Origin of the sequence: Sinosporangium album, from assembly GCF_900100605.1 — a bacterium.
In the GTDB taxonomy this organism is placed as follows: domain Bacteria; phylum Actinomycetota; class Actinomycetes; order Streptosporangiales; family Streptosporangiaceae; genus Sinosporangium; species Sinosporangium album.
The window spans coordinates 47878-74698 of record NZ_FNCN01000028.1 but is presented as its reverse complement, the minus strand read 5'-3'; the positions used below and the strand labels follow the sequence as shown (position 1 = coordinate 74698).

Annotated in this window: 19 protein-coding genes and 1 pseudogene; 6 read left to right on the top strand and 14 right to left on the bottom strand. The window is 70.5% G+C overall.

The annotated features are described in order from the left end of the window. From BLQ73_RS23785 to BLQ73_RS23775, 3 genes are all read right to left on the bottom strand, one after another. Positions 1–141 (bottom strand): helix-turn-helix domain-containing protein (locus BLQ73_RS23785; RefSeq protein WP_143020402.1); only part of this gene is annotated, 141 nt, incomplete at its 3' end. A gap of 142 nt (positions 142–283) precedes the next feature. Next, positions 284–946, bottom strand: coding sequence for a PadR family transcriptional regulator (locus BLQ73_RS23780; RefSeq protein WP_093173532.1), 663 nt, complete (start codon positions 944–946; stop codon positions 284–286). A 301-nt stretch (positions 947–1247) separates the two neighbouring features. After that, the gene (locus tag BLQ73_RS23775) at positions 1248–1520 is read right to left on the bottom strand and encodes a Rossmann-fold NAD(P)-binding domain-containing protein (protein ID WP_176955631.1); all 273 of its coding nucleotides are present in this window, start codon (positions 1518–1520) and stop codon (positions 1248–1250) included. A 20-nt stretch (positions 1521–1540) separates the two neighbouring features. Between BLQ73_RS23775 and BLQ73_RS31640 the strand changes: the two are divergent. Further along, positions 1541–1699, top strand: a pseudogene (locus tag BLQ73_RS31640) (helix-turn-helix domain-containing protein); the annotation flags it as partial. A gap of 559 nt (positions 1700–2258) precedes the next feature. Next, entirely contained in the window at positions 2259–7532 is a 5274-nt protein-coding gene (locus tag BLQ73_RS23770) for a glycosyl hydrolase family 18 protein (RefSeq protein WP_176955630.1), read from the top strand. Positions 7533–7905: 373 nt separating this feature from the next. Here BLQ73_RS23770 and BLQ73_RS23765 read toward each other — a convergent pair whose 3' ends face one another. The 4 genes from BLQ73_RS23765 to BLQ73_RS23750 form a co-directional block, all read right to left on the bottom strand. After that, on the bottom strand, positions 7906–8169 hold the full coding sequence (locus tag BLQ73_RS23765; protein WP_245691326.1) for a CPBP family intramembrane glutamic endopeptidase: 264 nt from the start codon (positions 8167–8169) through the stop codon (positions 7906–7908). Then, positions 8070–9395, bottom strand: coding sequence for an RNA-guided endonuclease InsQ/TnpB family protein (locus tag BLQ73_RS23760; protein ID WP_245691324.1), 1326 nt, complete (start codon positions 9393–9395; stop codon positions 8070–8072). The genes BLQ73_RS23765 and BLQ73_RS23760 overlap by 100 nt, the downstream gene beginning before the upstream one ends. Then, positions 9388–9810 (bottom strand): IS200/IS605 family transposase, encoded by a 423-nt coding sequence (tnpA, locus tag BLQ73_RS23755; RefSeq protein ID WP_093173520.1) that lies wholly within the window; start codon positions 9808–9810, stop codon positions 9388–9390. The genes BLQ73_RS23760 and tnpA overlap by 8 nt, the downstream gene beginning before the upstream one ends. Positions 9811–10388: 578 nt before the next feature. Further along, positions 10389–10970: a helix-turn-helix transcriptional regulator gene (locus BLQ73_RS23750; RefSeq protein ID WP_176955629.1), complete on the bottom strand. Its 582-nt coding sequence runs from the start codon at positions 10968–10970 to the stop codon at positions 10389–10391. A 67-nt stretch (positions 10971–11037) separates the two neighbouring features. On the opposite strand from BLQ73_RS23750, the gene BLQ73_RS34700 reads away from it, so the two are divergent. Both BLQ73_RS34700 and BLQ73_RS23740 read left to right on the top strand, forming a co-directional pair. Continuing rightward, positions 11038–11340 (top strand): FAD-binding protein, encoded by a 303-nt coding sequence (locus BLQ73_RS34700; protein ID WP_093173516.1) that lies wholly within the window; start codon positions 11038–11040, stop codon positions 11338–11340. Then, on the top strand, positions 11337–11963 hold the full coding sequence (locus BLQ73_RS23740) for a class I SAM-dependent methyltransferase (RefSeq protein WP_093173514.1): 627 nt from the start codon (positions 11337–11339) through the stop codon (positions 11961–11963). Before BLQ73_RS34700 ends, BLQ73_RS23740 begins: the two co-directional genes overlap by 4 nt. A gap of 178 nt (positions 11964–12141) precedes the next feature. On the opposite strand, the gene BLQ73_RS23735 is transcribed toward BLQ73_RS23740, so the two are convergent. Beyond that, positions 12142–12426: a hypothetical protein gene (locus tag BLQ73_RS23735; RefSeq protein ID WP_093173512.1), complete on the bottom strand. Its 285-nt coding sequence runs from the start codon at positions 12424–12426 to the stop codon at positions 12142–12144. Beyond that, positions 12423–12575 (bottom strand): hypothetical protein, encoded by a 153-nt coding sequence (locus BLQ73_RS32705; RefSeq protein WP_176955628.1) that lies wholly within the window; start codon positions 12573–12575, stop codon positions 12423–12425. Before BLQ73_RS32705 ends, BLQ73_RS23735 begins: the two co-directional genes overlap by 4 nt. A 160-nt stretch (positions 12576–12735) precedes the next feature. Here BLQ73_RS32705 and BLQ73_RS23730 point away from each other — a divergent pair, with 160 nt between their 5' ends. Continuing rightward, a complete protein-coding gene (locus tag BLQ73_RS23730) occupies positions 12736–13584 on the top strand; it encodes a siderophore-interacting protein (protein WP_093173510.1) in 849 nt (282 codons plus the stop codon). Between the two features lie 55 nt (positions 13585–13639). Here the strand turns inward: BLQ73_RS23730 and BLQ73_RS23725 are convergent, their stop codons facing one another. Continuing rightward, positions 13640–15235 (bottom strand): carboxylesterase/lipase family protein, encoded by a 1596-nt coding sequence (locus tag BLQ73_RS23725; RefSeq protein ID WP_218125989.1) that lies wholly within the window; start codon positions 15233–15235, stop codon positions 13640–13642. A 130-nt stretch (positions 15236–15365) separates the two neighbouring features. After that, positions 15366–16055, bottom strand: coding sequence for a TetR/AcrR family transcriptional regulator (locus BLQ73_RS23720; RefSeq protein WP_093173506.1), 690 nt, complete (start codon positions 16053–16055; stop codon positions 15366–15368). Between the two features lie 42 nt (positions 16056–16097). On the opposite strand from BLQ73_RS23720, the gene BLQ73_RS23715 reads away from it, so the two are divergent. Further along, positions 16098–19811 carry an ABC transporter ATP-binding protein gene (locus BLQ73_RS23715; RefSeq protein ID WP_218125988.1) on the top strand — a complete coding sequence of 1238 codons (3714 nt, stop codon included), beginning with the start codon at positions 16098–16100 and terminating at the stop codon, positions 19809–19811. A 61-nt stretch (positions 19812–19872) separates the two neighbouring features. On the opposite strand, the gene BLQ73_RS23710 is transcribed toward BLQ73_RS23715, so the two are convergent. Genes BLQ73_RS23710 through BLQ73_RS23700 form a run of 3 tightly spaced genes read right to left on the bottom strand, consistent with a single transcriptional unit; the run spans position 19873 to position 26796 of the window. Then, the gene (locus BLQ73_RS23710) at positions 19873–21726 is read right to left on the bottom strand and encodes a condensation domain-containing protein (RefSeq protein ID WP_093173504.1); all 1854 of its coding nucleotides are present in this window, start codon (positions 21724–21726) and stop codon (positions 19873–19875) included. Further along, positions 21719–22990: a crotonyl-CoA carboxylase/reductase gene (gene ccrA, locus BLQ73_RS23705; RefSeq protein WP_093173502.1), complete on the bottom strand. Its 1272-nt coding sequence runs from the start codon at positions 22988–22990 to the stop codon at positions 21719–21721. The genes BLQ73_RS23710 and ccrA overlap by 8 nt, the downstream gene beginning before the upstream one ends. Continuing rightward, positions 22987–26796, bottom strand: coding sequence for a non-ribosomal peptide synthetase (locus tag BLQ73_RS23700; protein WP_176955627.1), 3810 nt, complete (start codon positions 26794–26796; stop codon positions 22987–22989). The genes ccrA and BLQ73_RS23700 overlap by 4 nt, the downstream gene beginning before the upstream one ends. Between the last annotated feature and the right edge of the window lie 25 nt (positions 26797–26821).

Sequence of the window (26821 nt, the reverse complement as noted above, 5' to 3'; positions counted from 1 at the left end):
CGTGTTCTCCTCCAGATAGGCCAGATAGCCGGGGTCCATGCCGGTGCGTTCGGCGAGCTGCTCCCTGGTGAGGCCGAGGTCCTCGCGCCTGCGTGCGACACGCCGCCCGATGTCTCCGGGGGCCTTGCTGTGTTCGCTCATCTGTACTCCTCGCGACTCCTCGCGCGATCCTCCCCGACTCCCCCGCCTCCTCCGCCTCTCCGGCCACATGCTCCGCGAGCCGGGCGGAGAGTACCGGCCCCTGAACCGGTTATCTGCGAACCCTCCCCTGGACTTCCTCCACTTAATCCCACAAATCCGGCGAAGTGGAGAGACCTATGGCCCCTTCTTCAAGGCCGTCCGACAGGTCCGACATGCCGCCTGGCAGGTCGGCGCCGGCTCCGCGGTCGTCGGCCATCGTGTAGGCACCGCCGCGCAACCGTTCGATGAGGCCGGCGGTCCAGCGCAGGGCGTGCTCGGCGTTGCCGTACCAGAGGTCCAGCATCTCGGGGATGTGCTCGGCGCCCGGGTCCTCCCAGCTGTCGGCGAACCCCACATAGGGGGTGATCTCCTGGAGCTCCCGGCGCAGCGCCTCGCAGCGGCGTTCGAGCAGGTCGACGGCCTCCGCCCGGCTGAGGAAGGTCAGGAAGGCGAGGCCGGCCGACAGCAGGTCGGCGTGCGCGCCCGCGTCGCTCAGCGCTCCGCGCAGCAGCTCCAGGAACGCCGCCCGTCCGGCCGGGGTGATGCTGTAATCGGTACGGCACCGCCCCTCTCCCCCACCTTCTCCCACGCTGGATTCGAGTTTGCCTTCCTTCTTCAACTGGCGCAGCGCGTGGTAGATCGAGCCCCATTTGACGTGGGCCCACCTGTCGGCGCCCCAGGAGACCAGTTCTTGGTGGATGGCGTAGCCGTGGGTGGTTTCACGCCCATACGCGAGGCCGAGCACCAGCAAGCGCGTGGTCGACATGCGCACTCCGTCTTCGTGTCGCCGCCTGAGCCGGACTGGAGCGGGATGCGCCTGCGGCCCGCGGAGTGACCCCGCCGGGCCACAATCCCGCGCCATGATCCACAAAATAACGGATCTTTCACGCCCACCGCAGGCACCCCCGAAGCCGCGCGGAAACTCACCCGCAAGATCGCCCGCACCCCCGGCGCCCACACCTACATGTACGAGTTCGGCTGGCCCTCCCCCTTCCGTCGGCAGTCATCCAGGACTATGACGGCCCTGGATGACTGCCGGTTCTGGTTGATGGTTTCGGGTGAGGAGGTCAGGTCTGCCAGCCGCCTGCGCCGGCAGTGGACCTGGCGAATTCGGCGAAGGTCCGCGGCGGGCGGCCGAGGGCACGCTGCACGCCGTCGGAGACGTATTCGTCCTTGCCCGACCTGAGGGGCTCGATGACGTCCGCGAAGCTTTCGGCGTCCGCGAGCGGCCATCCCTGCTGGACGAGTTCGGCTACATAGTCCTGGACGGAGAGCGGCACGTAGCGGACTTCGCGGCATGCGGCCTCGGCGATTGTGGCGACCGCCTCGGCCAGCGTCACCGCTCGAGGGCATGGCCCTGGCCTCCGATCTGCTGCGCGAGACCGACCAAACGGTGGACACGATCGCAAGGAAGGTGGGCTACGCCAACGCCTTCGCGCTGAGCGTGGCGTTCAAACGACTACGCGGCACCCGCCCCAGCGACCACCGGAGCCCGAAACCCGCGCGGCCGTCCCGATGAGACCACCGCGTTCATAGGCCTACGCGCACACTTTCGCCGAAGCCATGCGCCCCGTTGACTTTCCACCTGCTCGACACGGCCATCAGCGTACGACGCCGAGCGTAGCGTCCCCATGCGCAAGGGCACCCCTGGACCGATCCATCCCCTAGGTGGTCGGGCAGCACGCGCGAGGGCCCTCGCGCGATGGCAACTAGCCATTCTTCACTCCAAAAATTGACCATTGTCACCAACTTCTTGACCTTGCCGAAATCCGCCCATAACATCCCATGTCATTAGGAATCCTTCCTAATGAAGGCAAACGGCCGAGCCGGGCTTCCGCGAGGAGTCCGATCAGATCGGGGCGCTCGGCACGCCATCGCCCTCCGTCTCGGCGAACTCCGCCCACGACCACTCCACGCCGTCCACGACGCCCGCACTTCCCGCACGTCCAGTCGGACGGGCTTTTCTCATGCCCGCGACATGAACAGACATGCGGCCCTGCCCTTGAGTACGCGGAAGCACGGCAGACCTTCCGAAACGCGATTTCGCACTTTTTCTGATGACAAGAGAAAGGGCTGTGATGCCTGACGCCCTGCCCCCTGCGGGCACCCGTCCATCGCGCAGAGCACCACGCAGACACCTGGCGAAGACTCTGGTCCTCATCCTGGTGGCCGGCCTACTGGAAATCGTTCTCCTGCCCACCCCTCAAGCCTTTGCCGCAGTCTCCGACTACACCGTCGCCACATGGAACGCCAACGGCAAGACCGCGAATGTGCCAGAGGCGGCCAAGATCGCGGAGAGCAGAGGCCTGGACTTCATGGCCTTACAGGAGATGTCGGACGCCCCTTTACCCGGCGGAGTCCGGCAGGACATCAACGTGGACCTCATCAAGTTCCCCCCGACGCCGTCGCCCACACCGTGGATCATGAACTACTCCGAGCTTTTCGTGAATAAGAAGAAATTCTTCTTGTACCGCCTCCAGCACGGCAGTGCGAACCGCGGCGTCGGGTTTATATCCAGAACCAAGATCGCCGCGTCTGACATTAAAATCCTCCAGCTTCAAGACGACCACAAAGGGGTGCCGCCGTTCAACGCCGTCGGGGCGAAGCTGGGCGACTCCTGGCTCTATTCGATTCATGCCACCACCCAGCGGGCACGTGCCGACAACAATGCCGACCTGCTGGTCGAGAACATCGACACTCACCAGGACAGCCTGTCGGCCACCGACCCGAGCCGGGCGAATTGGGCGATCATGGGCGACTTCAATCGGAAGCCCACAGGAGCCGACGACCCCCGGGAAAAACCGCTGGAACATGCTCTGACCCTGGGCCCCGACGAAAAAATCATCTCTCAGAACCTGGCGACGTACAGCAAGAAATACAACAACAAGCGGAGCAGCAGCAACCTCGACTATATGGTCGCCAAAGGCGCCACTTCCACTTTCAAGGCCACCAGGCTCAACAGCCAGCATAATTCCGACCACTACCCCGTCATCTTCTCGACCTCCACCGTCGACCCCGGCACTTGTCCAGCCGCATCCGGCTCTTCTGCCTCCGCGGCGCAGAATCCGGATTGCGAGCCCCCGCTGTCACGCCCCGAGGCAATCGTGTCAATGGGAGACAGCTACATTTCCGGCGAGGCCGGACGGTGGGCCGGTAACGCGAACACCTCTGAGGCGGGCTCCTGGAAGACCGACCGGCGGGCCGACTGCTCACCGGCCGGGACGGATTGCGTCTACGGATCGACCTCCTACGACTACGGCGGAAACCGATGCGACCGCTCCGACGTCGCGGAGATCAAGGGCGCCTATGTCGAGGACGTGCTTGCAGAGGACCAGTTCAACATCGCCTGCTCCGGCGCGGAGACGGAACACATCACCACCACGAGCTTCAAGGGCGAGAGGCCCCAGGTGGCCCAACTCCGCGACATCGCCAAGGACTACCAGGTCAAGTTGATCGTGGTGTCCATCGGAGGCAACGACCTGGATTTCTCCGGCATCATCCAGGAGTGCGGCAAGGCATACCTCACGGGCGGCACTCCGTGCAAGACATCGCGCGAGCAGGCGTTCGCCTCCGCACTCGACACCGTGAGGGACAAGGTGGTCACGACGCTGGACAAGATCGGCGAGACCATGCGGAAGGAGGGCCAGGCCAAGGGCAGCTACGATCTCGTGCTCCAGTCCTACCCCAACCCGATTCCGCGCGCGCAGGACAACCGCTACCCGCAGGGGCCCGGCTACAGCCGCTACTCGCAGGGCGGATGCCCCTTCCTCGATGTGGACTCCGATTGGGCGTCCACATCGGTCGTGCCCCGGATCAGCGACATGCTGCGCACCGCGGCGGGCATGGCAGGAGCCACGTTCCTGGATCTGAAGGAAGCGTTCGCCGGCCACGAGGTGTGCGCGAAGGGGGCCCAGCAGGCCACCAGCGGCACTCCCCTGACGGCGGCGAAGGCCGAGTGGGTCCGCTGGGTGCCCTACCTCCCCGGACTCACCGACGGCCCGCACCGGCAGGGCGATATCCAGGAGGCCGTCCACCCGAACTCCTTCGGGCAGCGCGTCCTTTCGGACTGCCTCACCCGGTATGTCCGGGAAGCGTCATCGCCACCCCTCCGACCTGCCTACACCTGCATACCGGTCTACCCCTACCAGGGCGACACGCAGGTTCGGATACTGCCGGGTCAACAAGAAGGGCTGGTTCGTATTCGCAATGTGGCGACGGGTGAGGTTCTCGACGCCGACGGCACCGGCGCCGACGCCTGGGTGATCACCTCCCCGAATCAGAACAAGGACAGTCAGCGCTGGATGATGCGCAACTTGCCCGAGGTCGCCGGAGAGGCCGCCGAGGTTTCCTTCCAGGCACTGCACAACAAGCAGTTCCTGACCTCGAACTCCTCCAAATGGGTGTTCCTCGGAGGCACCCCCCGCGGGTGGAGCTTCACGCCAGACGCCTATCTCCGAGAGGGGGACACTCTGTCGACCGGCCTGGCCGACCCGAGCGGCACCATGCTGACCTCCTGCCTGATCCAGGATCCCGCAGAGGTAAGCCAGGGCAAGAAGTGGGTCAGCCGAAGACTGTGCGACTCGACCGACCCACGGCAGAAGTGGCGCGTGGAACGGATCGAAACCGTCGAGCCCCACTCGATGGTCGGTGATCCGTTCGACTCCGGCGACGGAAAGCTCGACAACGGAGGAAGCCGGCCGGCACGCCCCTCCGACCACGCGGCATGCCGCCCGGAGGGAATGCCACCCGCCACCGGAGCACGTTTCTGCGATGTCTACCAGGGCGACGGCCGGGAATGGCTCGGAGAGGGACGCAGCCGCCGAATCATCGGCTACTTCAACAGCGGGCGCACCGGCAGCACCGACCAGCCGTCCTATCTTGTGAAGAACATCCCGTGGTACAAGGTCACACACATCAACTACGCCTTCGCCCACGTGGACGCCGACAACCGGATATCCGTCGGCGACGTCGGCGACAGCAGAAACCCGGCCACCGGCATGACCTGGCCGGGAGTGCAGGGAGCCGAAATAGACCCCGCCCTGCCCTACCAGGGGCACTTCAACCTGCTGACCAAGTACAAGAAACAGCATCCGAGGGTGAAGACCCTGATCTCGGTCGGCGGCTGGGCCGAGTCGCGGGGCTTCTACACCATGGCCACCAATGCCGATGGATCGGTGAACCAGGCCGGCATCAACACCTTCGCCGACTCCGTCACCCAATTCCTCGACCGCTACGGTTTCGACGGGGTCGACATCGACTACGAATACCCCACCGCGCTGCCCGACAGCGGCAACCCCCTGGACTGGACCATCGCCAACCCGCGCCGCAAGGGCCTGCAAGCCGGATACAACGCGCTGATGAAAACCCTGCGCGAGAAACTGAACACCGCGGGGACGGCGAAGAGCCGCTACTACCTGCTGACGTCCGCGGCTTCAGGGTCCGGTTTCCTGGTGCGGGGCTTGGACGCCGGAGAGGCGCTCAAGCATCAGGACTTCGTCAACGTCATGACCTACGACCTGCACGGGTCGTGGAACCACTTCGTCGGCCCGCAGGCACCCCTCTACGACGACGGCAAGGACAACGAACTCGCCGCCGCCGGCATCTACAACGACCAGGATCCCCAGACCAAGGACTACCAGAAGCACGGCTACTTCAACGTCGACTGGGCCTACCACCACTACCGGGGCGCGCTGCCTCCCGCCCGGATCAACCTGGGGCTCCCCTACTACACGCGGGGCTGGCGGGACGTCCAGGGCGGCGTCAACGGCCTCTGGGGCATCTCCACCCTGGCCGACCAGACACAGTGCTCACCCGGCACAGGCGGCAGGGGCGGCACGCATCCCTGCGGCGCCGGCGCCGTCGGCATCGACAACATCTGGCACGACAAGGAGAACGGCAAAGAGGTGCCCGCCGGCTCCAACCCCCTGTGGCACGCCAAGAACCTCCAAGACGGCCGTACCCCCGGCTACATGCGCGCGTACGGCCTGGACCCGGCGCAACCCGCCAACCAGCTCACCGGCCAATACCAGCGGAACTACAACACCGAACTCCACGCCACTTCGCTGTGGAACCCCACCAAAAAGGTGTTCCTCTCCGTCGAGGATGAGCAGTCCATCGACGCCAAGGCGAACTACATCACCACGCACGGCATCGGCGGGGCCATGATCTGGGAAATGGCCGGCGACTACACGCGGCGCGGCAACGGCGAATGGGGAATGGGCTACGACCTCACCACCCGCCTCGACACGGCGCTGCGCAATGCCGGTCCGGCCGACACCAGCCGGGCCAGGGGCAGTACGGCACCGACCACCACCCAGGCCATCGACGTCGACGTCGACCTGGTCGAATTCCCCACCACCGTGGCCGACATGTGGCCCCAGCAGCCGAAACTGCGGATCACCAACAACACCACGGTCACACTCGGCCAGGGCACCGAGATCTCCTTCGACGTGCCGACCGCGGCACCGCCCATCATCAAGGACGACAACTACCAGCCGATCTCGGGCATCCGAGCCGGTCACACCGGCCCCAACAAGGGCGGCCTCAAGGGCGACTTCCACCGGGTCACCGTCACCCTCGACTACTGCCAGGACATCCCCAGGGGCAAAGCCCTCGACATCCCCTTGAAGTACTACCTGCCGATCACAGGACCGGCCAACACCGTCATCAAGATCAACGGCACCTCCTACGGCACCACCGGCAGCCACAGCCGCACGGCCACACGCGTGACACCGCCCGCCCCCACCACGGCCGCCTGCGACGCCCCCACCTGGAAGCAAGGCGGCCAGTACAGCCCCACCGGAGGCCGCCTGTGGGCCGCCTGGGACAAGGGCACCTCCGGATGGCAGTTCGAACATCAGGGCAACCTGATGGACCACCACCGATCCGCGAACCGGGCCCACCTCGTCACCCCGCAGGGCAACAACGCCAACCAGTTCTGGGAGGTGAAGAGCGCCGGCACCGGGCTGTACACCATTCACAACGCCGGCGAGTGCCTCACCGCCACCACTCCCCGCACCGACCTGGCCGTCAATGCCTGCAACAACAGCAACCAACAGAGGTGGAAGTTCATCCCCGTCAACCCCGCCGACGGCACCGAAGGCTCCGCCTCAGCCCCCGTCCACGGCAAAACCTTCAAGATCCGTTCCGCTGCCGGCCACGACGTCGAAACCGCCTTCGGCGGCACCACCACCGGCACACGCATCTGGACGGGAGACCTCGAACACTCCTCAGCCGCCTACGTCTCCTGGAAGGGCTTCCGCTGGCAGGCCCTCTGGTGGAACCAGGTCGAACCCGGCACCGCCGAACCCAACGGCAGCCACCCCTGGAGGAAACTCGGCCCCACCCCGTAATCCTTCACCCGGCTCCCTGAAAGAGAGCCCACGACGATAACACTCCGCCTCCACCGCGCCGAGGGCGCGGTGGAGGCGGACCCGAATGGTAGGGGGCCTCCTTGCGGCTCCGACAGATCCGTATTCCAGCCTCTCGATCTATACGACTCTTGTCATCCTCCGCGGACCCGCGCTCACCACGTCTTCGGCCTCTCGGAGCTGCCGCCGGTTCGGCAACAGGCGGGATGCCCTCGGTCATCTGAACGGCCATTTCAGTGCCTCCAAGGTGCTGGTCGGGACTGGCCTGCCTTACGGGATCCGCGGTCGGCACCGGAGGAAGCAGCTCAGGTCGGGGATAATACTGGCGCCCGACGAGGGACTCGAGCGGCAGGCGTTACAGCATGCCCAGCAGAATGGGCCACATCAGTCGGTATCGGCTCCACAGATAGCCGAGGAACAGCCCCTGCACTCCTTGATTGACGATGGCCGAGGAGAGGTCTGTGGGAAGGTGTCCCGTGCCTTGGATGCCGACATGCCAGACCGCCCATAGCAGGGAAGTCAGTGTGATGGCGGGCCAGAGGCCGATGATGTGCTCCCATCGGGTCTGAAGCCAGCGCCGGTAGAAGACCTCTTCGAGCAGGCTGTTGACGCTGAACACCACGACAGTGACTCCTCCGCTCCCTGAAGGGAGCGGCTTCTCGCTAAGCCGCGCGCGGCGTCGCGAAGGGCAAGCCCTGCCCTGAGGATGTTGATCGCCGCGTTGACGTCGGCGTGCGCGGTGTGCCCGCATGCCGTGCATCGGAAGTCGGCCTGGGTGGTGCGGTTCTCCTTCGCGCGGTGCCCGCAGCGCGGGCAGGTGCGGGAGGTGCCAGCGGGGTCCACCGCGATCAGCTCCCGACCGGCGCTTTCAGCCTTGTGCGCGAGGACCTGCAGGAACACCCCCCAGCCCGCGTCGAGGATGCTCCGGTTGAGGCCGGACTTGGCCGCGACGTTGCGGCCGGGCGCGTCGATCGTGCCGGAGGCGCTGCGGGTCATGTTGGTGATCTTCAGATCTTCATGGACGATCACGTCGTAGCCGCGGACCAGCGCGAGCGCGGCCTTGTGCGCGCCGTCGAGGCGCTGCCGCCGCACCTTGGCGTGCAGCGTGGCCACCCGGGCCACCGCCTTGCGGCGGCGCTTGGACCCGCGCTTCTTGCGGGCGAGGTCGCGCTGGGCCCCCGATAGACGGCCGGCGGACGCGGCGAGACGGCGCGGGTTGTCGATGCGGTCGCCGTGGCTGGTGGTGACGAGCGCGGCGACGCCCATGTCGATACCCGCGGCCTTGCCCGTCGCGGGCAGCGCTTCGGCGGGCACGCCGTCGCACGACAGGACCACATACCAGCGGGAGCCTTCCCACTTGACGCTGATCGTCTTGACGGTGCCGGACACGCGGCGGTGCCGGTGGACCCGCACATGCCCGATGCCCTGAAGCCGCACATACGTCGCGGTCGCGTGGTCGGGCTGGGAGTCCCACCGGCAGCCGTCGCCGTCCTTGGGCCACTCGACGGTGTCGAACCGGCCCTTGCCCTTGAAACGCGGGAACCCCGGCGTGCGCCCGGCTTTGACACGCTTGAAGAACGCCTTGAACGCCTTGTCGAGTCGGCGCAGGGTGGCCTGCTGGGAGGAGAACGACCACCGGCCCTGCCCGCCGGGGTCGTCGGCGCGGATGTGCTTCAACTCCGCCGACTGGTCGCCGTAGCGCACCGTCACGCCCGCCTTGCGGTAGGCGGTACGGCGGTGCTCCAGCGCCCCGTTGTACAGCTCCCGGTGGTCTTCCAGGCAGGCGGCGAGCGCGATCTCCTGCTGCCGGGTCGGGCGCAGCACGAACTTGTAGGACCTACGCACGGCCACCGCCCTCGGGGGCGCGCTCGTACCGCGTCCCGATGCGGCGCCGCACCGTCCCGGCGGACACCGCGCCGGCCACGGCCACGAAAAAGGACCGCGACCGCAGTGTGGGCGGCCCGGAACGCGGGTGCGGGAACTCCGCGCGCACGTGGTGAGAGGTAAACCCCCTGAACCGGTCGGCCAGGTACGGCGGCGAGTTCTTCGGGTGCGCCTTGACCAGCAGATGCACGTGGCCGGGCATCACCTCAAGCACCGCGATCCGACGGCCGTGCTCGTCGCCCTTGGCGCCGATCAGCTCCTCCAGGCGCGTCTTCACGCGCCCGCCGAGGACCGGGCGGCGGCACTTCGGGCACCGTACGAGGCGGTACCCGAGGTCGTGCACCGCACCGGGGGAGGTCCGCACCTGGCGAGTCATGCGGCCAGTATGACGCCGCCGCACATCTGACACGCCGAAGACCGGAGACCTTCGATGCGCGGACCGGACAGGTCAGGGCACGCCCGGGCCGTGGCGGCCCTCCCGCTCCCGATTCCCCCGTCGCCTGAAGGCGACGGTCCCCTCGGGAAACTCTGATGGTGAGCACCAGCGTGACGGGATCGACTCTCGCGGCGTAGTCGCTGGACTGCACGGCCAGCGGACCTGTGTAGGTGAGAGCGAGCCAGGCGGCCACCGGTGCGATGGGACCGTAGTGACGCCAGGCCGCGGGCCGCTCATGGATTCGGCTCTGATCCGCGGAATCGCGCCGTGACAGCCAGAACAGCAGTGCGGGTACGGCGAGCAGCAGGATGAGCTTCAGCAGCGTGTGAGTAGGTTCACCACCGCCTGACAACCATAACCCCGCGGCGAAGAGTGCGGCTGAGGCCAGGAGGAGGATGGCCTGGAGGTGAAGGCCGCCGGGTGCCGGTGCGGCGCCGACGGGAGTCGTCTTGGGGGGCAGCAGCCGTATGAGGACCTTCACCAACCCCGTCAAGGCGGGCCGGGCGGGCCGCCGGGACCTATCCCTGGGCGGGGCGGGCGCGGACGTGGAGCCGTTCGCCTTGGGGGCCGAACAGGCTGAGGAACTCGACGGGTTCCCTGCCGGCGTTGGCGAAGGCGTGCGGGATGCGGGTGTTGAACTCGGCCACCTCTCCCGCGGTGAGGACGATGTCGCGCTCGCCGAGGAGCAGCCGCAGCCGCCCTTCCAGCACGTAGAGCCACTCGTGGCCTTCGTGCGTGAGCTGCTTGCACTCCCCGGCGGGGTGGCCGACGGGGAGGATGTGCTTGAACGCCCGCAGCCCGCCGAGGTTGCGGGCGAGCGGCACGATGGTGGCGCCGTACCGGTACAGCGGGCGCATGTGCACCCGGGGGTCGCCTGTGAGCGGCGCGCCGACCAGTTCGTCGAGCTGCACGCCGTAGACCTTCGCCAGCGGAAGCAGCAGCTCCAGGGTGGGTTTGCGCTGCCCGGCCTCCAGACGCGAGAGCGTGCTGACCGAGATGCCGGTCGCCTCGCTCACCTGGGCCAGCGTGGTGCGGTGCTCCGCGCGTAGCGAGCGCAGCCGGGGGCCCACGGCCTCCAGCAGGGCGGTGTAGTCATCCATATCCACTATTTGCCATCTCTGCAAAGATGTTTGTCAAACCATCCACCGCCCTTCCACGATGTAGCGCATGGCTGCACAACTCCGATCCGGTACGGATCACCCCTACGACGTCGTCGTGATCGGTGAAGGTGCCGCCGGTCTGAGCGGGGCGCTGACCTTGGCTCGGGCGCGGCGCTCGCTGATGGTGATCGACGACGGCCGACCGCGCAACGCCCCCGCCGCGCCGTCGCCGCCCGCCGGTGACGCACCCCGAGACCACGCGTCCCGGGCCACACGTCCCGGGCAACATATCCCCAGCTCACGTACGCAGCGCATATGGACGACGACCCCCGCACACCGGCTGCGGGCCCAAGGAGGAGGCAAACGATGACGGAGCAGGTTTCGGCCGCGGAGCTCTGGGACACCCGCTACCGCGAAAGCGAACGCATCTGGAGCGGCAACCCCAACAAGGCGCTGGTCCGAGAGGTCTCCGATGTGGAACCCGGCACCGCGCTGGACCTCGGATGCGGTGAGGGGGCCGACGCGGTGTGGCTCGCGCGCCGGGGCTGGAGTGTCACGGCCACCGACGTCTCCCAGGTCGCGCTCGACCGCGCGGCCGGGCACGCGGCGGAGGAGAACGTGGGCGACCGCATCGACTGGCAGTGGCATGATCTGGCGGTGTCATTCCCCGAAGGCGCCTTCGACCTGGTTTCGACGCATTTCCTGCACTCGCACGGCGAGATGCCGCGGGAGCGCATTCTGCGGACCGCCGCCGGGGCCGTCTCCCCCGGGGGGACGCTTCTGATCGTGGGGCACTCCGGGCGGCCGACCTGGGAGGTGCCGCCCGATTTCGACGTCGAGCTTCCCGCCTCGAAGGATGTCCTCGCCGCGCTGGAGCTCGCGCCGGGGGAATGGGAGGTGCAGGTCTGCGAGGAGCACGAGCGGCCTCACCCCGCACCGGACGGGAGTCCGGGCATGTGGGTGGACGCCGTCGTCAAGGTGCGGCGCCGCTGAGCGCGCGGCGCCAAGGCCTCGGGAGCGGCGGACGCGCCCGGGGATCCCGGAGGGTCGGGGCGTGCGCCTGAAAGGCGGGGGCGAGACCGGAGGGGGGCGCCTGGCCGGAGAGCCGGGTGGCCCCCTCCCCTGCCCCCGAAGAGCATGAGCGGGGCAGGCGAGGGGGTGGGATCGGGGCTCAGGGGCCGCCGGTGCAGCGGCAGGGCACCGTGGCCATGGTCTGGGTAGCGAGGTTCACGCTGGTGACCACGCGCGCGCCCATGCAATAGCGGCAGGGGATGGCGGCGGCGACGGCGGGGTCGCGCCAGATGGCGTGCTCCCAGACGGGAGGCAGGCCCTCGGAGGCCGGGGGCCCGCCGGCCAGGGCGCCCGTGCCGCCGCAGCGGAGGCAGCCCAGGTGGAGGGGGCCGATGCGGGTGGCCTTTCGCCCCTCGCAGTCGGGGCAGGTCACGGGGTCGGTCATCGGTGCCTGCGTCCGATGCCGTCGCAGGGTGGACACGGCACCCACACTTCCCGTGCGGCCTCCTGGCCGTTCTCCGGGTCGCCGTGTTCGATCCAGTCGCCGCCCGCGCCACCGCACACGTCGCAGACGGGGGGCTCGTCGTCAGCCATGACCTGACGGTAACGCAGCGATTCCGCCCTGTCAGGGGAGCCGCACAACATAGGACTTTCGGTGAGGTTAGGCTAACCTAAGCGATCGTCACGCCATGCCGCGGGCGGTCCAGGCTGTCGAGGGCCGACGTCCGCCCCCACCTCCCGGGAGCGTTCACAGGTGTCCTATTCGAAACTCGACCAGTTGCAGTTCGCCGTCGTCGGCAAGGTCGCGTCCATGATGATGGCCATGCCGGAGAGGCGGACGACTTTCGAGCAATTCCTCATGACGGTGTCGAGAGTGGAGGCGCTGGGCCCGCATATCCGGCGCATCACTTTCCACGCTCCGGAATTCTCCACGTTCGCCCTGTCCGGAGCGGATGAATACTTCGGCCTGCTGATCCCGAGACCGGATGCCTCGGCTTTCACTATGCCGAGCGCCGAGCGGCTCAATCTCCGGCAGGCCGTACAGAAACTCCCGGAGGCCGAGCGCCCGGATCTGCGCTGGTACACGATCCGCGCGTTCCGGCCGGAGGTCGCGGAGATCGATGTGGACGTGGTGCTCCACGGGGACGCCGGACCGGGGTCGCGGTGGGCGGGAGCCGCCGCGCCCGGCGACGTGGCGGGCTTCCGTGCGAGCGGGTCGTCGTATCGGGTGCGGGAGCCGGGGCTGCGGCAGCTCCTGGTGGCGGACGAGGCGGCGATGCCGGCGCTGTCGGCGATCCTGGAGGCGCTGCCGGTAGGTGCAGAGAACGTCCAGGCGATGGTGGAGCTGCCGGACGAGAGCTACAAGGTCGAGGTCGACACGCATCTCGCGGTGCGCTACCTGTTCCGGGGCGGCGCCGCCCCGGGGAGCCTGGCGGTGAAGGCCGTGGCCGACGCGGCGGTGTCCGAGTTGGACTACGCCTGGGTGTGCGGGGAGTCGGCGCTGGCGACGGGCATCCGGCGGCATCTGGTGAAGGAGCGGGGTCTCGACCGGAAGAAGATCATGTTCTCGGGCTACTGGAAGCTCGGCCAGGCGCGTTACTGAGCCGCGTGCGGCGCCCGGCCGAGCGGTTCCCTGAGCCGGGATGCTCAGAGGGTGGTCAGCGGAGAGAGTCCCAGAACCCGCACTGGTGCCGGTCATCGAAGTCGATCCGGCGGACGCCGCCGGGCCCGGGCTCGAACGCCTGGACGGCGTCGCCCCCTGCGCGGAACCTCGCCCAGTGGGGCGAGCCGGGGCCGTTGGGGTCGCCGGTCCGGGCGAACCGCGTCCAGTAGGCGATGACCTGCCGGGACAGCGCGTGCTGCGCCTCGTTCATCTTCTCCGGGGCGAACGGGAACAGGAAGAGCACGTCGGAGCCGTGATAGGCCCCGAGGGGCAGGCCCGGCACCGGCGGGATGATCTCGGGGGCGCCGCGGTCGGCGAACTCGAACCCGTAGACCGGCATCCGTGGCGCCGCCGAGCGGTTGGCGGTCAGCGTCGGGCAGCTCCAGACGCGGTCGGTGGAGACGGTCGCCCACGCGACCCCCGGCGACTCGTAGTCGGCGAGCGGGTAGCGCTCGGCGACGCGCGGCGCGTTGTGGGCGAAGGCCGTGTCGAGCAGCGAGCGGTACTGCTCGGCGGTGATGCCGTTCGGGGAGGTGGCCGCGGCGAACAGGCGGTCTTCGTCGCGGGTCGCTCCCATCATCAGCGGCACGCGGTGGGTCCGGCCGGCCTTGAGCGCGGTCGCGGGGTGCTCGGGGAGTACGGCGGAGCCGTACATCGGCCGGCTGAGCGCGGCTGCCTTCGGGTCGGCGAGCAGGTCGGCGGCGGGGACGGCGCGCAGGCAGTCGACGGTCGCGCAGCCGCGGCCGGCCATCAGCGCGGCGCCGAGCGTCCGGACCTCCTCGGGGGAGCCGTAGAGCGTCGCGCCGTCGGGCGTGCCGGGCCCGAGGAGGTTCCTGGGCCAGTTCACGGTGCACGCACCGCTCTGGATGATGGCCTTGTGGAACAGCCCCGCCGCGCGAGGGGAGGCGAGATGGGCGCAGGTGCTCATGCCGCCCGCCGACTCACCGAACAGGGTGACGTTGCGCGGGTTTCCGCCGAAGGCCCTGATGTTGCGCTGCACCCAGCGCAGCGCGGCCTGCTGATCCTCCAGGCCGAAGGCTCCGGAGCCGGGCAGGTCGGCGTGGCCGAAGAAGCCGAACGCGCCGAGCCGGTAGTTGACGGTCACGACGACGACGTCACCCTGCTTCACGAACCAGGCGGGGTCGTAGAGGTGGCCGGCCCCGTGGGTGAAGCTGCCGCCGTGCAGCCACACCATGACCGGGAGGGGACGAGTGGCCTTGCGGGGTGTGGTGACGTTGACGTAGAGGCAGTCCTCGGTGTGGTGGGCGGGCTGCCCGAACAGCGGGTCGGGGGTCTGGGCGCAGAAGTTGCCCGGCCTGGTCGCGTCGCGGACGTCGGCCCACGGGCTCGGCGGCTGCGGCGAGCGCCAGCGCAGCTCGCCCACGGGCGGCGCGGCGTAGGGGATGCCCTGGAAGGACCTCTGGTCGGCGGTCAGCGTGCCGCGCACCGGCCCGCCGTCGGTGCGCACCACCGCGCCCCGGGCCGCGGACGCCTGGGCCTGGGCCTGGGCGGGGGCGGGGGCGGCACCTGTGGCGGCGGCGACGCACGTCATCGCCAACACCGCGGCCGTTCGGGCGGTTGATTTTCTCAATTCGCCATTCCTTTCGCCGTAAAAGCGACAAGGTTGCCAATGTGGAAAGCTTTGGCAAACCCCAACGCACGACAGCGATGCTACCGCGCTAATAAATTCTTTCAGTGCGGCGAAAAAACGGCATCGTGTTTTATGAATTTCGCAGTGCGTCCAGCCACAGGATGAGCATGTCCACCGTGCTCTCGTACACCGCCTCGCGCCCGAGGTCGGGCCCTGCGGCATGCACCGCGAAGGTGTGGGCGAGGTCCAGTTCGGGATGCGCGTCGAGCTGGCCGCGCGGCGTCGGGGCCCACTCCTCCGCCTCCGTGTCGGGCAGCCGGCCGTACCACGCGTCGATCTCGCTGTGCCCCGCGATCGTGGTGATGGTGACGGCCCAGGCCAGGCCCGCCTTGGCGGGCGATATGCCGATGGCGCGGTAGAAGGCGAAGATCTGCTCGTTGTTGGCGAGCATGTGCGGGTGGGCCGACGCCTGCACCCCGGCGTCGATGAGGCGCAGAGAGTTAGGGAACCGCGCATACCAGGCGCGCAGCGCGCCGCAGAGCTCCCTCACACTGTCACGCCAACGCGGAGGGTCGAGCGGCGGCAGATGGAGCTCGGCCTGCACGAGCATCGCCGCGCACCGGACGGCATCATCGCGATCGTCGACGTAGTTGTACAGCGCTCTCGCCGTGACGCCGAGACGCGCGGCGAGCGCGCGCATGTTGAGCGCGGCGGGACCGCTGTCGGCGACGAGGTCGAGCACGGCGCGGCCGATGGCCTCCCTGGTCAGGGTCGGCCGGCCGGAGCGGTATTCGGGGCGGCGGCGCGTCTTGTTCTTCACACATGTTGACTTTAACATCCCATCCCCGCAATGCTTACTTAGGTGAGCCTTACCTCATCTCCCCCTCGGCCCGCGGAGCGTACACACCGCGCCCCGGCCGAGCCCGTTCTCACCCTGCGCGATGCCGTACGGCGACGCCGAGGCGGCCTGGTCGCCAGCGCGGGATTCGCGATCATCGCCACGGCCGCGGCGCTGATGCCGCACGTCGTGGTGTACGGCATAGCGGTGGAACTGTTCACCTCGAACACCCCCGACACCGGCCGCATCCTCCTGCTCGCCGGGCTGGCCCTTCTGGCCCTGGTGCTGCGCGCCGTGTTCAACGGCGCGTCCACGCACGTGGCGCATGTGACGGCGTACGCGGTCCTGGCGGACCTGCGCCGCTCGCTGGCGCGGAAGCTCGACCGCATCCCGCTCGCCCGGGTGCACTCGCGCACGCAGGGCGAGCTCAAGAAGACCCTCCACGACGACGTGGAGAAGCTGGAGGAGGGCCTCGCCCACGGCGTGCCCGACATCGCGTCGGCGGCGTCGGTGCCGCTGGTGAGCGCGGTCATCCTCTTCGTGATCGACTGGCGGCTGGCGCTGGCGATCGTCGGGACGCTGCCGGTGGTCTTCCTCACCCTGGGGGTCGGCATGGCGAGCGCCAAGCAGAACGAGGTCGCCGAGAAGGCCGCGCTGACCAGGCTCAACACCTCCGTGGTGGCCTATCTGCGGGGCATGCGGGTGATCCGGGGCTTCCTGCGGGAGGACACCGGCTTCTCCGACGTGCGCGACGCGGTCGAGCAGTCCCGCCGGGCCGCCGACCTGCCGATCACCAACGGACGCTGGTCGGTGTCGTTCGGCATGGCGGCGCTGAGCCTGCCGGTCGTGGTGCTGGTGCCGCTGTCCACCGTCCTCTACCTGAACGACGCGGTGGACCTGCCCACCATCGTGCTGTTCCTGCTGCTCGGCATGGGCTTCAACCAGCCGTTCTTCCGGCTCATCGGCACGGCCGCCGCGCTCTACTGGTCGGTCACGCTGGCCGGCCGGAGCATCGCCGAGGTGCTGGACGAGCCGGAGCTCACGGTCCCTGACGAGCCGGTGACGCCGGACAGCTACGAGATCTCCGTGGACGGCGTCACCTTCGGGTACGGCGAGACGCCGGTCCTGACCGACGTGTCGCTGCGGGTGGCCGAGGGCTCGTTCACCGCGATCGTGGGTCCGACGGGCGCGGGCAAGTCGACGCTGGCGAAGCTGGTCGCCCGGTTCGCCGACGTGTCGCAGGGCGCGGTGCGCATCGGCGGGGTCGATGTCCGCAACATGGACCCGGCCGAGCTGATGCGCCGCGTGGCGCTCGTGCAGCAGGACGACTACCTGTTCGACGACACGGTGCTCGCGAACATCCGGCTGGGACGGCCGGACGCGACCGAGGAGGAGGTGATCGACGCGGCCCGGCGGGCCAGGGTCCACGACTTCGCCGAAGAGCTCCCCGAAGGCTTCCGGACCCGGCTCGGCGCCGGCGGCGGCAGGCTGTCGGGCGGGCAGCGGCAGCGTATCTCTGTGGCCAGGGCGATCCTGAAGAACGCCCCGGTCGTCATCCTGGACGAGGCCACGGCCTACCTCGACCCGGACAACGAGGAGGCGGTCAACGCCGCTGTGACGGAGCTTGCGCGGGGCCGTACGGTGATCGTGGTCGCGCACCGGCTGTCGTCGGTGACCCACGCGGACTCGATCGTGGTGATGGACCACGGCCGCGTCTCGGGTGTGGGCACGCATGACCACCTGCGCGCGACGAACCCCCTTTACGCGGAGATGTGGGCCGCCTACCAGAGCACGCACGGCTGGACCCTGATCGGCGGCGACAGTGGCGGCGAGGGCGACGGCGACGGCGAGGACGGCGCAGCCCCGTACGGCACCGCCACGGTGTCCGCCTCGGCGACCGTGAGCACGACCGTGGGCACGGGCGGAGGCACGGCCGCCGCGAACGGCGTGGCCGCTCCCCCGCAGGTGTCGTCCCGGACGGCCCCTGCCGCGGGCGGCGTCACCCCGAACCTCGACACGCTCGGTTTCCTGCGCCAGTGGTTCACCCTGCTCGGCGACGGCCGCGAGGTGCTGCTGCGCCGGGGACTGCCCCGCATGGTGCTGGAGGGCTCGCTGCGCGGCGCCCCGGTCTGGGTGGTCTTCCTCACGCTGAGCGGCCTCATGACCGGTGTCATCACCGAGACGGCGGCCTGGATCGGGGCCGGGGTCCTGCTGGCCCTGCTGGTGCTGCGCGCCGTGGCGCTGGCGGCGGTCAACAAGGTGGTGTGGGGTACGGCCCACCGGTCGGTCGCCGACATCCAGCTGTCGGTCGTCGACCGGATGCGCCGCGTGCCGCTGGGCTTCTTCGGGCGGTACGACACGGGCAGGCTGTCCACGCTGATGACGAGCGACGTGCCGATGCTGGACTTCCAGAACACGCCGAGCATGCTGATCGGCGCGATGGTCCAGCCGGTCATCGCGGCGACGGCGCTGTTCTCGGTAGACTGGCGGCTGGCACTCGCGGTGTTCGCGGGGCTGCCGGTGTTCCTGCTGATGGCGGCGTGGAGCGACCGCGTCTACAAGCGCGTGATGGCCGACGTGTCCGAGGTGCGCTCCAGCACCGCGTCGGCGCTGCTCGAACATGTGCGCGGCACCGCCGTACTGCGGGCCTACCCGGACGCGCCGCAGGCGCGGCACTACCTGTCGTGGGTGGAGCGGCTGCGGAAGGCCAGTGTGGCGATGTCGGTGCGTGCGACGCCGGCGAGCGCGATCGGGGCCGCGGCGCTGGAGCTCGGGTTCGTGGCGCTGGTGCTGGTCGGATCGTGGCTGTACACGGCCGGGCTGGTGTCGCCGGTGACGCTGCTGCTGTTCCTGGTCATCTCCCTGGTGTTCTACGCGCCCATCCAGGAGATCAACGACCTGAGCGGCTACCGCCGGATGCAGCAGCAGATCACCCGCAGGATCGCCGAGGTGTGGGACGCGCCGGTGCTCTCGGAGCCCGCGCAGCCCCGGACGGCCGCGGACGGGTCGGTGGAGTTCAGGAACGTGTCGTTCGACTACGAGCCCGGAAGGCGCACGCTCGACGGGGTCGACTTCACCGCCGAGGCGGGGAAGGTGACGGCGCTGGTCGGGCCTTCCGGCGCGGGCAAGAGCACGGTGGCGAACCTGGTGGCGCGCTTCTGGGACGTGGCGGAGGGCGCGGTGCTGGTCGGCGGCGCCGACGTGCGCGAGCTCGGCTCGGCCGGGGTGACGGCCGCGGTCACCACGGTCTACCAGGACGTCTACCTGTTCCCCGACACCGTGCGGAACAACGTGGCGCTGGGCCGTCCCGAGGCGACGGACGAGGAGCTGCGGGCCGCGCTCGCGGCGGCGCAGTGCGACTTCGTGGACGAGCTGCCCGACGGGCTGGACACGATGCTGGGCGACGGCGGGGCCGACCTGTCGGGCGGGCAGCGGCAGCGGCTGTCGATCGCGCGGGCGCTGCTGAAGGATACGCCGGTCATCGTGCTGGACGAGGCGGTGGCGTCGGTGGACCCGGCGACCGAGGCCCGCATCCAGCGGGCGATGAGCCGTCTCGCGCGGGGCCGTACGGTGATCGTCATCGCGCACCGGCTCAACACGGTCAAGGACGCCGACCGCATCGTGGTCATCGACGGCGGCCGGGTCGACGGCGCGGGCACCCACGACGAGCTGCTGGCGGGCAGCCCCGCCTACCGGCGGCTGTGGCAGGCGCATGAGCGCGCGGGCAGCGGAGTGTGACGGCGCCGGGGTCCCGCGGGCGGTGTGCCGCGGGACCCCGGCCCTGCCGGGGCGGCCCGGGTCAGCGGCGGGCGTCCGGAGCGGAGGTCTCCAGGGAGGCGATCTCCAAGTGGAGGGCGGCCAACCGGTTGAGGCGGTCCGCGCGTCCGCCGCGGTCGGCCGAGCCACCGGCCACGCCACTGACCGCGCCACCGGCCACGCCACTGACCACGCCACCGGCCACGCCACCGGCCACGCCACCGACCGCGCCACCGGCCACGCCACCGACCGCGCCACCGGTCCCGGCGCGCGCCTCGCCGCCGGTCCCATCTCCCGTCTGGCCGACGAGGGCGGCAGCGAGGCCCGCGACGGTGCCGGCCGCGGTGAGCGCTCTGGGGCGGACCGCCCCGAGCCCGAGGTCGGACAGCCGGCCGGCGATCCTGGCCGCGGCGGCGAGGTCGCCGCCGAGCGCGGCCAGGTCGTCGTGGCGGCCCACCCGTTCGACGCCGCACTCCTCGGCGACGGTGCGCGCGAGCAGCCTTTCGAGGGGCGTCGATGGCGGAGCGTAGACCCCGAGGGGAACATCCCCCAGGCCGGGCGGACCGCCGAGCGTGTCGAGCGGCGCGCGGGCGGCCCACAGGGACTCGTCGTCGGCGAGGGCGTGGAGGAGGCGCTGGAGCCGTTCGCCAAGGAGGGCGGGGAAGCCCTCGGGGAACAGGTCGTCCACGCTGTCCCAGTCGACGGCCACACCGCCGTCGCGTTCCTCGACGCGTACGTCCAGGGCGACCTGCGGCGTCTGGGTGAGGCCCCAGGTCCTCGGGAGCGTGCCGCCGAGCAGCGGCACGCCGGTCCCCGGCGGGAGGACGGTGACGACGACGGGGAACATCGGCGCGCCGTACTCTCCGCGGAGCCGAGCGAGGTCCCGCACCAGGCGCACCCCGCTCACCCACGGGTGGGTGAGGTCGGCCCACATGCGGCGCTGGAGGTTCGCGGCGCGCTCGGCGAACGGCAGCGGCTTCCGGAAGTCCACGTGAAGCGGCCAGAAGGAGGCGAACACGCCGACGGCGCCGGTGACGCCGGGATGCAGGGGGAACCTGTCGCCGCGCGGGATGTTGAGGGTGAAGTGGGCGCTGCGGCTGTGCGCGGCGAGCACTTCGGCGACGGCGGCGAGCAGGATGCCCGCCGAGGTCATGCCGCGCGCGCCGCGTTTGACGCGGGCCCACACGCCGGCGGGGAGGGTGTGGCCGCGCCGGGTGAAACTCGGCGCGGCGAGGACGGTGGGGTCGGCGGGGTCGGCGGGGTCGGCCGTGTAGGGCAGAGCGGGCGCGGCGGGCAGGGCGGGCAGGTGTTCGGCCCAGTATTTCTCGGCTCTGCCGTACCTGCCGGTGGCGGGCAGGCCGGAGGCGGCGAGGACGTAGTCGCGGAACGACAGGGACGGCGGGAGGAGTTCCGCGTCGGGGTCGTGGTAGAGCACGGTCAGCTCGGTCATGAGGATCTGCCAGCTCATGTAGTCGAGGATGAGCCCGTCGAATCCGATGTGCACCCTGCTGTCCCCGCCGGGCAGGTCGCTGATGACGACGTCGAACAGCGGCCAGGTCGCGGGGTCGCGCACCTTCGACGCGAGGTCGCGGCGTACGGCGTCACCGTCCGCCGCGACCTCGATCCCGTACGGCGGGACCTCGGCGAGCACGCGCTGCGCGTCGCCCGACACGACGAGGCGCAGGGCGTCGTGCCGGTCGATCAGCCGCCGCCACGCCGAGGTGAAGCGGTCGCGGTCCAGGGGGCCGTCGAACTCGAAGTAGCTGTTGGAGGCGACCCCGCCCAGGGGGAACAGGCCGGTGCGGCCCACGGCGTAGGCGCGCTGGGTGTCGGTGAGGGGGAACGGGTCGAAGCGGGCGCCGGGCGCCGCGACGACGTCGGGAAGGTCGTCACCCATGCCGGCCGTCCTCGGGCAGCGCGTTCTCGGGCAGGGTGGTGAGGCCGGCCGTGGGAGCGCCGATGAGCACCGACATGTTGCCGAGCGGGTGGACGTTGTCGTGCAGCATCTGGTGGGCGTGTCCGATCTGGTCGAAGCGGCCGGTCCACGACAGGCAGTGGTCGATGCGGCCGGTCGCGACGAGGTCGATGACCGCGCGGATGTGGCTGAGGGTGGCGTAGTGGGAGCCCTGCAGGCGTTTCTGGCGCATCCACAGGAAGCGCAGGTCCACGTCGGCGTTGTAGCCGCTGGTGCCGCCGCAGATCACCACCATGCCCCCGCTGTCGCACAGGTAGAGCGAGGTGGGAATCGTGTCCTGGCCGGGGTGCTCCAGGACGATCTTCGGGGCCCGGCGTTCGCCGAGCACGTCCCAGAAGCGCCGTCCGAAGGCGCGGACGCCCGACATCCACGTGCCGAGGCCACTGCCGTCGCCGATGTCGGGGAGCCGTCCCCAGTGGTCGAAGTCGCGCCGGTCGATGACGCCGCGCGCGCCCAGTTTGAGGCAGAAGTCGGCGCGTTCCTCGCCGGACACGACGGCGATGGGGATGCCGCCGAACACGTTGGTGATCTGGATGGCCATGGAGCCGAGGCCGCCGGCGCCGCCCCAGATGAGCACGGGGTCGCCGGGCCGTACGACGTGGGGGTGCCAGCCGCAGAGCTGCCGGTAGGCGGTGGCGGCGGTGAGGAGGAAGGAGGACGCCTCCTCCCAGGTGAGGTTCGCGGGTTTGGGGTGGCACTGGTAGTCGTCGATGGCGGTGAACTGGGCGAAGGACCCGAAGTTGTCCTCGTAGCCCCAGGCGGACGCGCTGAGGGAGGAGGCGGGGTCGGCGCCGAGCCGTACGTCTTCGCCGTGTTCGTCAAAGCGGATGCCGGAGAGGATGACGTGGTCGCCGACGGCGACGGACCGGACATCCTCGCCGACGGCCCACACGACGCCGGAGGCGTCGGACCCGCCGATGTGGAAGTCCTCCTGCGCCCCTCTGCGCCGCCTGGCGGCGACGACGTCGACGGGGGTGCCGAGGGAGGCCCACACGTTGTTGTAGTTGACGCCCGCCGCCATGACGCGCACGAGGACCTGCCGCCTGCCGAGGGGCGGCACGTCGATGATCTCGGTTTGGAAGGCGGCCGACGGCTCGCCGTACCTGTCGGGCCTGATGACGGCGGCGTACATCCGGTCGGGGACGACGCCGAGCGGGATGGGCTCGCCGACCTCGAACAGGGTCATCGCGGGTTCCTCTCGTGCAGCGACCGCTCGACGTCGGCGGCCGTCATGGTGTCGACGGACAGGCGGAGGCGGGCGACGCGCTCCATCCGGCCCGGTACGGCGTCGCCGTCGCGCAGCCGCGCGGCGACGCCGGCGACGGTGGGGGCGGCGAACAGGGTGCGCAGGGCGATACCGGCGCCGGGCAGGTCGTGGCGGAGCCGAGCGACCAGCCTGGTGGCGACGAGGGAGTCGCCGCCGAGGGCGAAGAAGTCGTCGTCGACGCCGACCTCGGGAGCGCCGAGCAGGTCGGCCCACGCGCGTGCCACGACCTTTTCGAGGCAGGTGCGCGGCGGGGTGTTGTGTTTAACGCGGGCGGGTTCGGGGTCGGGGAGGGCGCGGCGGTCGACCTTTCCGTTCGCGGTCAGCGGCAGCGCGTCGAGCGCGACGAACACCTGGGGCACCAGGTGGGGGGCGAGCCGGGCGGCCAGGAACTCGGCGAGGTCCGGCGGGCAGGCCGGGGCGACGTACGCCGCGAGGCCGCGGTGGCCGGGCCGCCCCTCGTGGGGGATGCCGGTGACGACCGCGGCGGCGACATCGGGGTGCCGCAGGATCGACGACTCGACCTCGCCGGGCTCGATGCGCTGCCCGCGCACTTTGAGCTGGAAGTCGGCGCGGCCCACGAACTCGATGACGCCGTCGGGCCGGAACCTGCCGACGTCGCCGGTGCGGTAGAGCCGCTCGCCGGTCTCCGGATGGGTGATGAATGCGGCGCCGGTGCGTTCCGGGTCGCGCCAGTAGCCCCGGGCCAGGCTCACGCCGGAGCAGTACATCTCCCCCGCGACCCAGTCGGGCCGGTCGCGGAGCCGCCCGTCCAGGATGTGGTAGCGGGTGTTGGCGATGGCTCTGCCGTACGGCACGGCGCTCCAGGACGGGTCGGGGTCCACGACGCGGTGCCAGATGTTCCACACGGTGGTCTCGGTGGGGCCGCCGATGCTGAGCAGCAGCGCCTCCGGCGCCTCCCGCGCGAGGCGTGCGGCCAGAGGCACGGGGATCCAGTCGCCGCCGAGGATGACGCCGCGCAGTCCGGACACGTCGGGGTCGTGGGTGAGCAGCATCTCCATCATGGCCGGCACCGAGTTCCAGAACGTGATGCCGCCTTCAGTGCCGCCTTCAGTGCCGCGTCCGGTGCCGCGTCCGGTGCCGCGTCCGGTGACGAGGTCGCCCCAGTGGGCGGCGTCGCGCCCGCGGGCGGGGTCCGGCAGCACGAGTGTCGCGCCGGCGCCGAGCACCCCAAAGACGTCGAACGCCGACATGTCGTGGTGGAGGGCCGTCACGCCGAGGGCTCGGTCGCCGGGGCCGAGGCCGAACAGCTCCACGGTCTCCCGCACGCAGTTGACGAGGCTGCGGTGTTCGACCATGACGCCTTTGGGCCTGCCGGTGGAGCCGGAGGTGTAGAGCACGTAGCAGAGGTCGCCGGGGCCGGGTTCGGCGGGCGGCGGCGGGTCGGCGGGCCACCGATCGCCGGGAGGCGGCGCCCAGGCGTCGCCGTCGACGGTGACGACGCGGACGCCGGACGGCCACGCGACGGCCTTCCCCAGGCCCTCGCCGGTGAGGACGATCCGGGCGCCGGCGGACTCGACGAGGTCGCGGACGCGGCCCGGCGGCAGGGCGGGGTCGAGCGGCATGTAGGGCGCGCCGCCGTACTGCGCGGCGAGCGCGGCCACGACCTGCGCCCACCCCTTCTCCAACAGCACCGCCACGGGCGCGTCGGCCGCCGCCCCGAGGGTGCGCAGCCTGCGCCCGAGCAGCTCGGCCTCTTCGCGCAACTCCCCGTAGGTGAGGGTGCGGTCGGCGGCGACGACGGCCGGATGGCCGGGCTGTTCCGCAGCGCGCTCGTGGAAGAACGCGTGCGCCGCGACCTCCGGTACGGCGCGGGCCGGCCCCGCAGCCGCCTCCCGCGCGGCCCGCTGCTCGCCCGGCAGCAGGTCCAGGTCGGCGGCGCCCCACGTGGCCTCGTCGGCGGCGAGCCGCTCCAGCAGTCGGACGTAGGCGGCGAACATGTCGTCCATGAGCCCCGCGGGGAACAGTTCATCGATGGCGTCCCAGTTGAGGTGGAGCACGCCGTCCTGCTCCTCCACGATGAGGTCGAGCCACACCTGCGGCGTCTGCGACAGGCGGTAGGTGCGGGTCAGCAGCCCCGACAGCAGCGACGCGGGCTCCCTGGCGACGGCGGTCGCGCTGGTGAGGACGATCGGCATGAGCGCCTGGGCGACGCCGCCGCGGCGGCGCATCACCTCCCGCAGCACGGTCATGCCGGTGACGTGCTGGTGGCCGAGGTCCCGCCAGAGCCGCTCCTGGATCGCCGCGGCGCGGGTCTCGAACGTGTCGCCGCCGGAGGCGTCGACCTCCAGCAGGGTGAACGACGCGAACTCGCCGACCGCGCGGTCCACCCCGGGGTGCAGCGGCAGCCGGTTGAAGCTCGGCAGGTTGAGGGTGAAGTGGGGGCTGCGGCTCCACGCGGCGACGACCTCCGCGTAGACCGCGATGAGCAGGCCCGCCGGGGTGAGCCCGCGCGCGCCGGCACGGCGCTTCAACGCCCCCCACGTGCCGGCGTCGAGCGCGGCGGGGTGCGGGACGAACGTGGGGTCGGCGACGGTGCGCGGGTCGACCGCGAGCGGCAGGTCGGGCGCCGGCGGGAGGGTGTCGTAGCGGGCCTGCCAGTAGGCCAGCGACCTGCGGTAGACGTCGGTGTCCTCCACCTTCGCCTCGGCCAGCACATAGTCGCGGAACCGCACCTCGGGCTCGGGCGGCTCCCCGTCGGGGTGGGCGTAGAAGAACGACAGGTCGTCGAAGAGCACCGCGTTGCCCGCGAGGTCGGCGATGAGCGCCTCCACGCCGACGCAGACGCGGTAGCGGTCGCCGGGGAGCATCACCACCGTGACGGGGCACATGCGCCCGCTGTCGAGCGGGGCGACGTAGTGCGACAGCTCGTCCCGTACGGCTCGCAGCCCCGCCTCCTCGCCGGCCGCGCCGGCGACTCCGCGCAGGTCGACGACGTCCACGGGGTCGTGCGGCAGCTCACGCAGCACCCGCTGGGTCAGCTCGTCGGCGTCGAAGACGGCCCGCACCATGTCGTGCCGTTCGACGACGCGCCCCCAGGCGCGCCGGAACCTGTCGACGTCGAGCCCCGCGCCGTCGAACTCGAAGTACGTGCGGCAGCCGACGTTGCCGGAGGCGAACGAGTCGCCCCGGCCCAGGCAGTACGCCTGCTGCTGGTCGGTGAGGGGGAACGGCTCGTAGCGGGCGGCGTCGTCGCGGACGACCGCGGGCAGCTCGTCGGGCTTGGCGGTGCGGCCGGCGAGCTCGCCGCCGAACCCGGCCAGGGTGTGGGCCCGCAGCAGCGGCAGCATCTCCCCCAGGTCCAGGCCGACGCCGAGCTCCTCGCCGATGCGGTGCACCAGCCGGGCGGCGGCCAGGGAGTCGCCGCCGAGGGCGAAGAAGTTGTCGCCGTGCCGTACCGACGGGACGGCGAGCACCTCCCGCCACAGCCGGGTCAGCGTTTCGGCCCGGCCGGGCGCGAGGACCCCGGGACGGACGCCCGCCGTGCCGGAACCGTCGTCGATCACGATCTCGTCGGGCACGAGGTCCTCCGGGAGGCCGCGCCGCAGGAAGGCGCGCAGCTCGCCGGGGGTGGGCCGGCGCCCGCCCCGCGCCTCGACCCGGACCCGTCCTGCGGCGTCCACGTCGACCGAGGCGACCGCCGGATGGGTGGCCAGGACATTCCGCATCTTCTCGCTGGACAGTTCTGCCTCCGTGGGCGTGGTCATCGTCGTCCTCGTGCTTCTCGTGCTT

Excerpts from the sequence above, each read along its gene's own strand:
- BLQ73_RS23780 (WP_093173532.1), bottom strand. The coding sequence starts at position 946 with ATGTCGACCACGCGCTTGCTGGTGCTCGGCCTCGCGTATGGGCGTGAA.
- BLQ73_RS23770 (WP_176955630.1), top strand. The coding sequence starts at position 2,259 with ATGCCTGACGCCCTGCCCCCTGCGGGCACCCGTCCATCGCGCAGAGCA.
- tnpA (WP_093173520.1), bottom strand. The coding sequence starts at position 9,810 with ATGACTCGCCAGGTGCGGACCTCCCCCGGTGCGGTGCACGACCTCGGG.
- BLQ73_RS23750 (WP_176955629.1), bottom strand. The coding sequence starts at position 10,970 with ATGGATGACTACACCGCCCTGCTGGAGGCCGTGGGCCCCCGGCTGCGC.
- BLQ73_RS34700 (WP_093173516.1), top strand. The coding sequence starts at position 11,038 with ATGGCTGCACAACTCCGATCCGGTACGGATCACCCCTACGACGTCGTC.
- BLQ73_RS23740 (WP_093173514.1), top strand. The coding sequence starts at position 11,337 with ATGACGGAGCAGGTTTCGGCCGCGGAGCTCTGGGACACCCGCTACCGC.
- BLQ73_RS23735 (WP_093173512.1), bottom strand. The coding sequence starts at position 12,426 with ATGACCGACCCCGTGACCTGCCCCGACTGCGAGGGGCGAAAGGCCACC.
- BLQ73_RS32705 (WP_176955628.1), bottom strand. The coding sequence starts at position 12,575 with ATGGCTGACGACGAGCCCCCCGTCTGCGACGTGTGCGGTGGCGCGGGC.
- BLQ73_RS23710 (WP_093173504.1), bottom strand. The coding sequence starts at position 21,726 with ATGGGTGACGACCTTCCCGACGTCGTCGCGGCGCCCGGCGCCCGCTTC.
- ccrA (WP_093173502.1), bottom strand. The coding sequence starts at position 22,990 with ATGACCCTGTTCGAGGTCGGCGAGCCCATCCCGCTCGGCGTCGTCCCC.
- BLQ73_RS23700 (WP_176955627.1), bottom strand. The coding sequence starts at position 26,796 with ATGACCACGCCCACGGAGGCAGAACTGTCCAGCGAGAAGATGCGGAAT.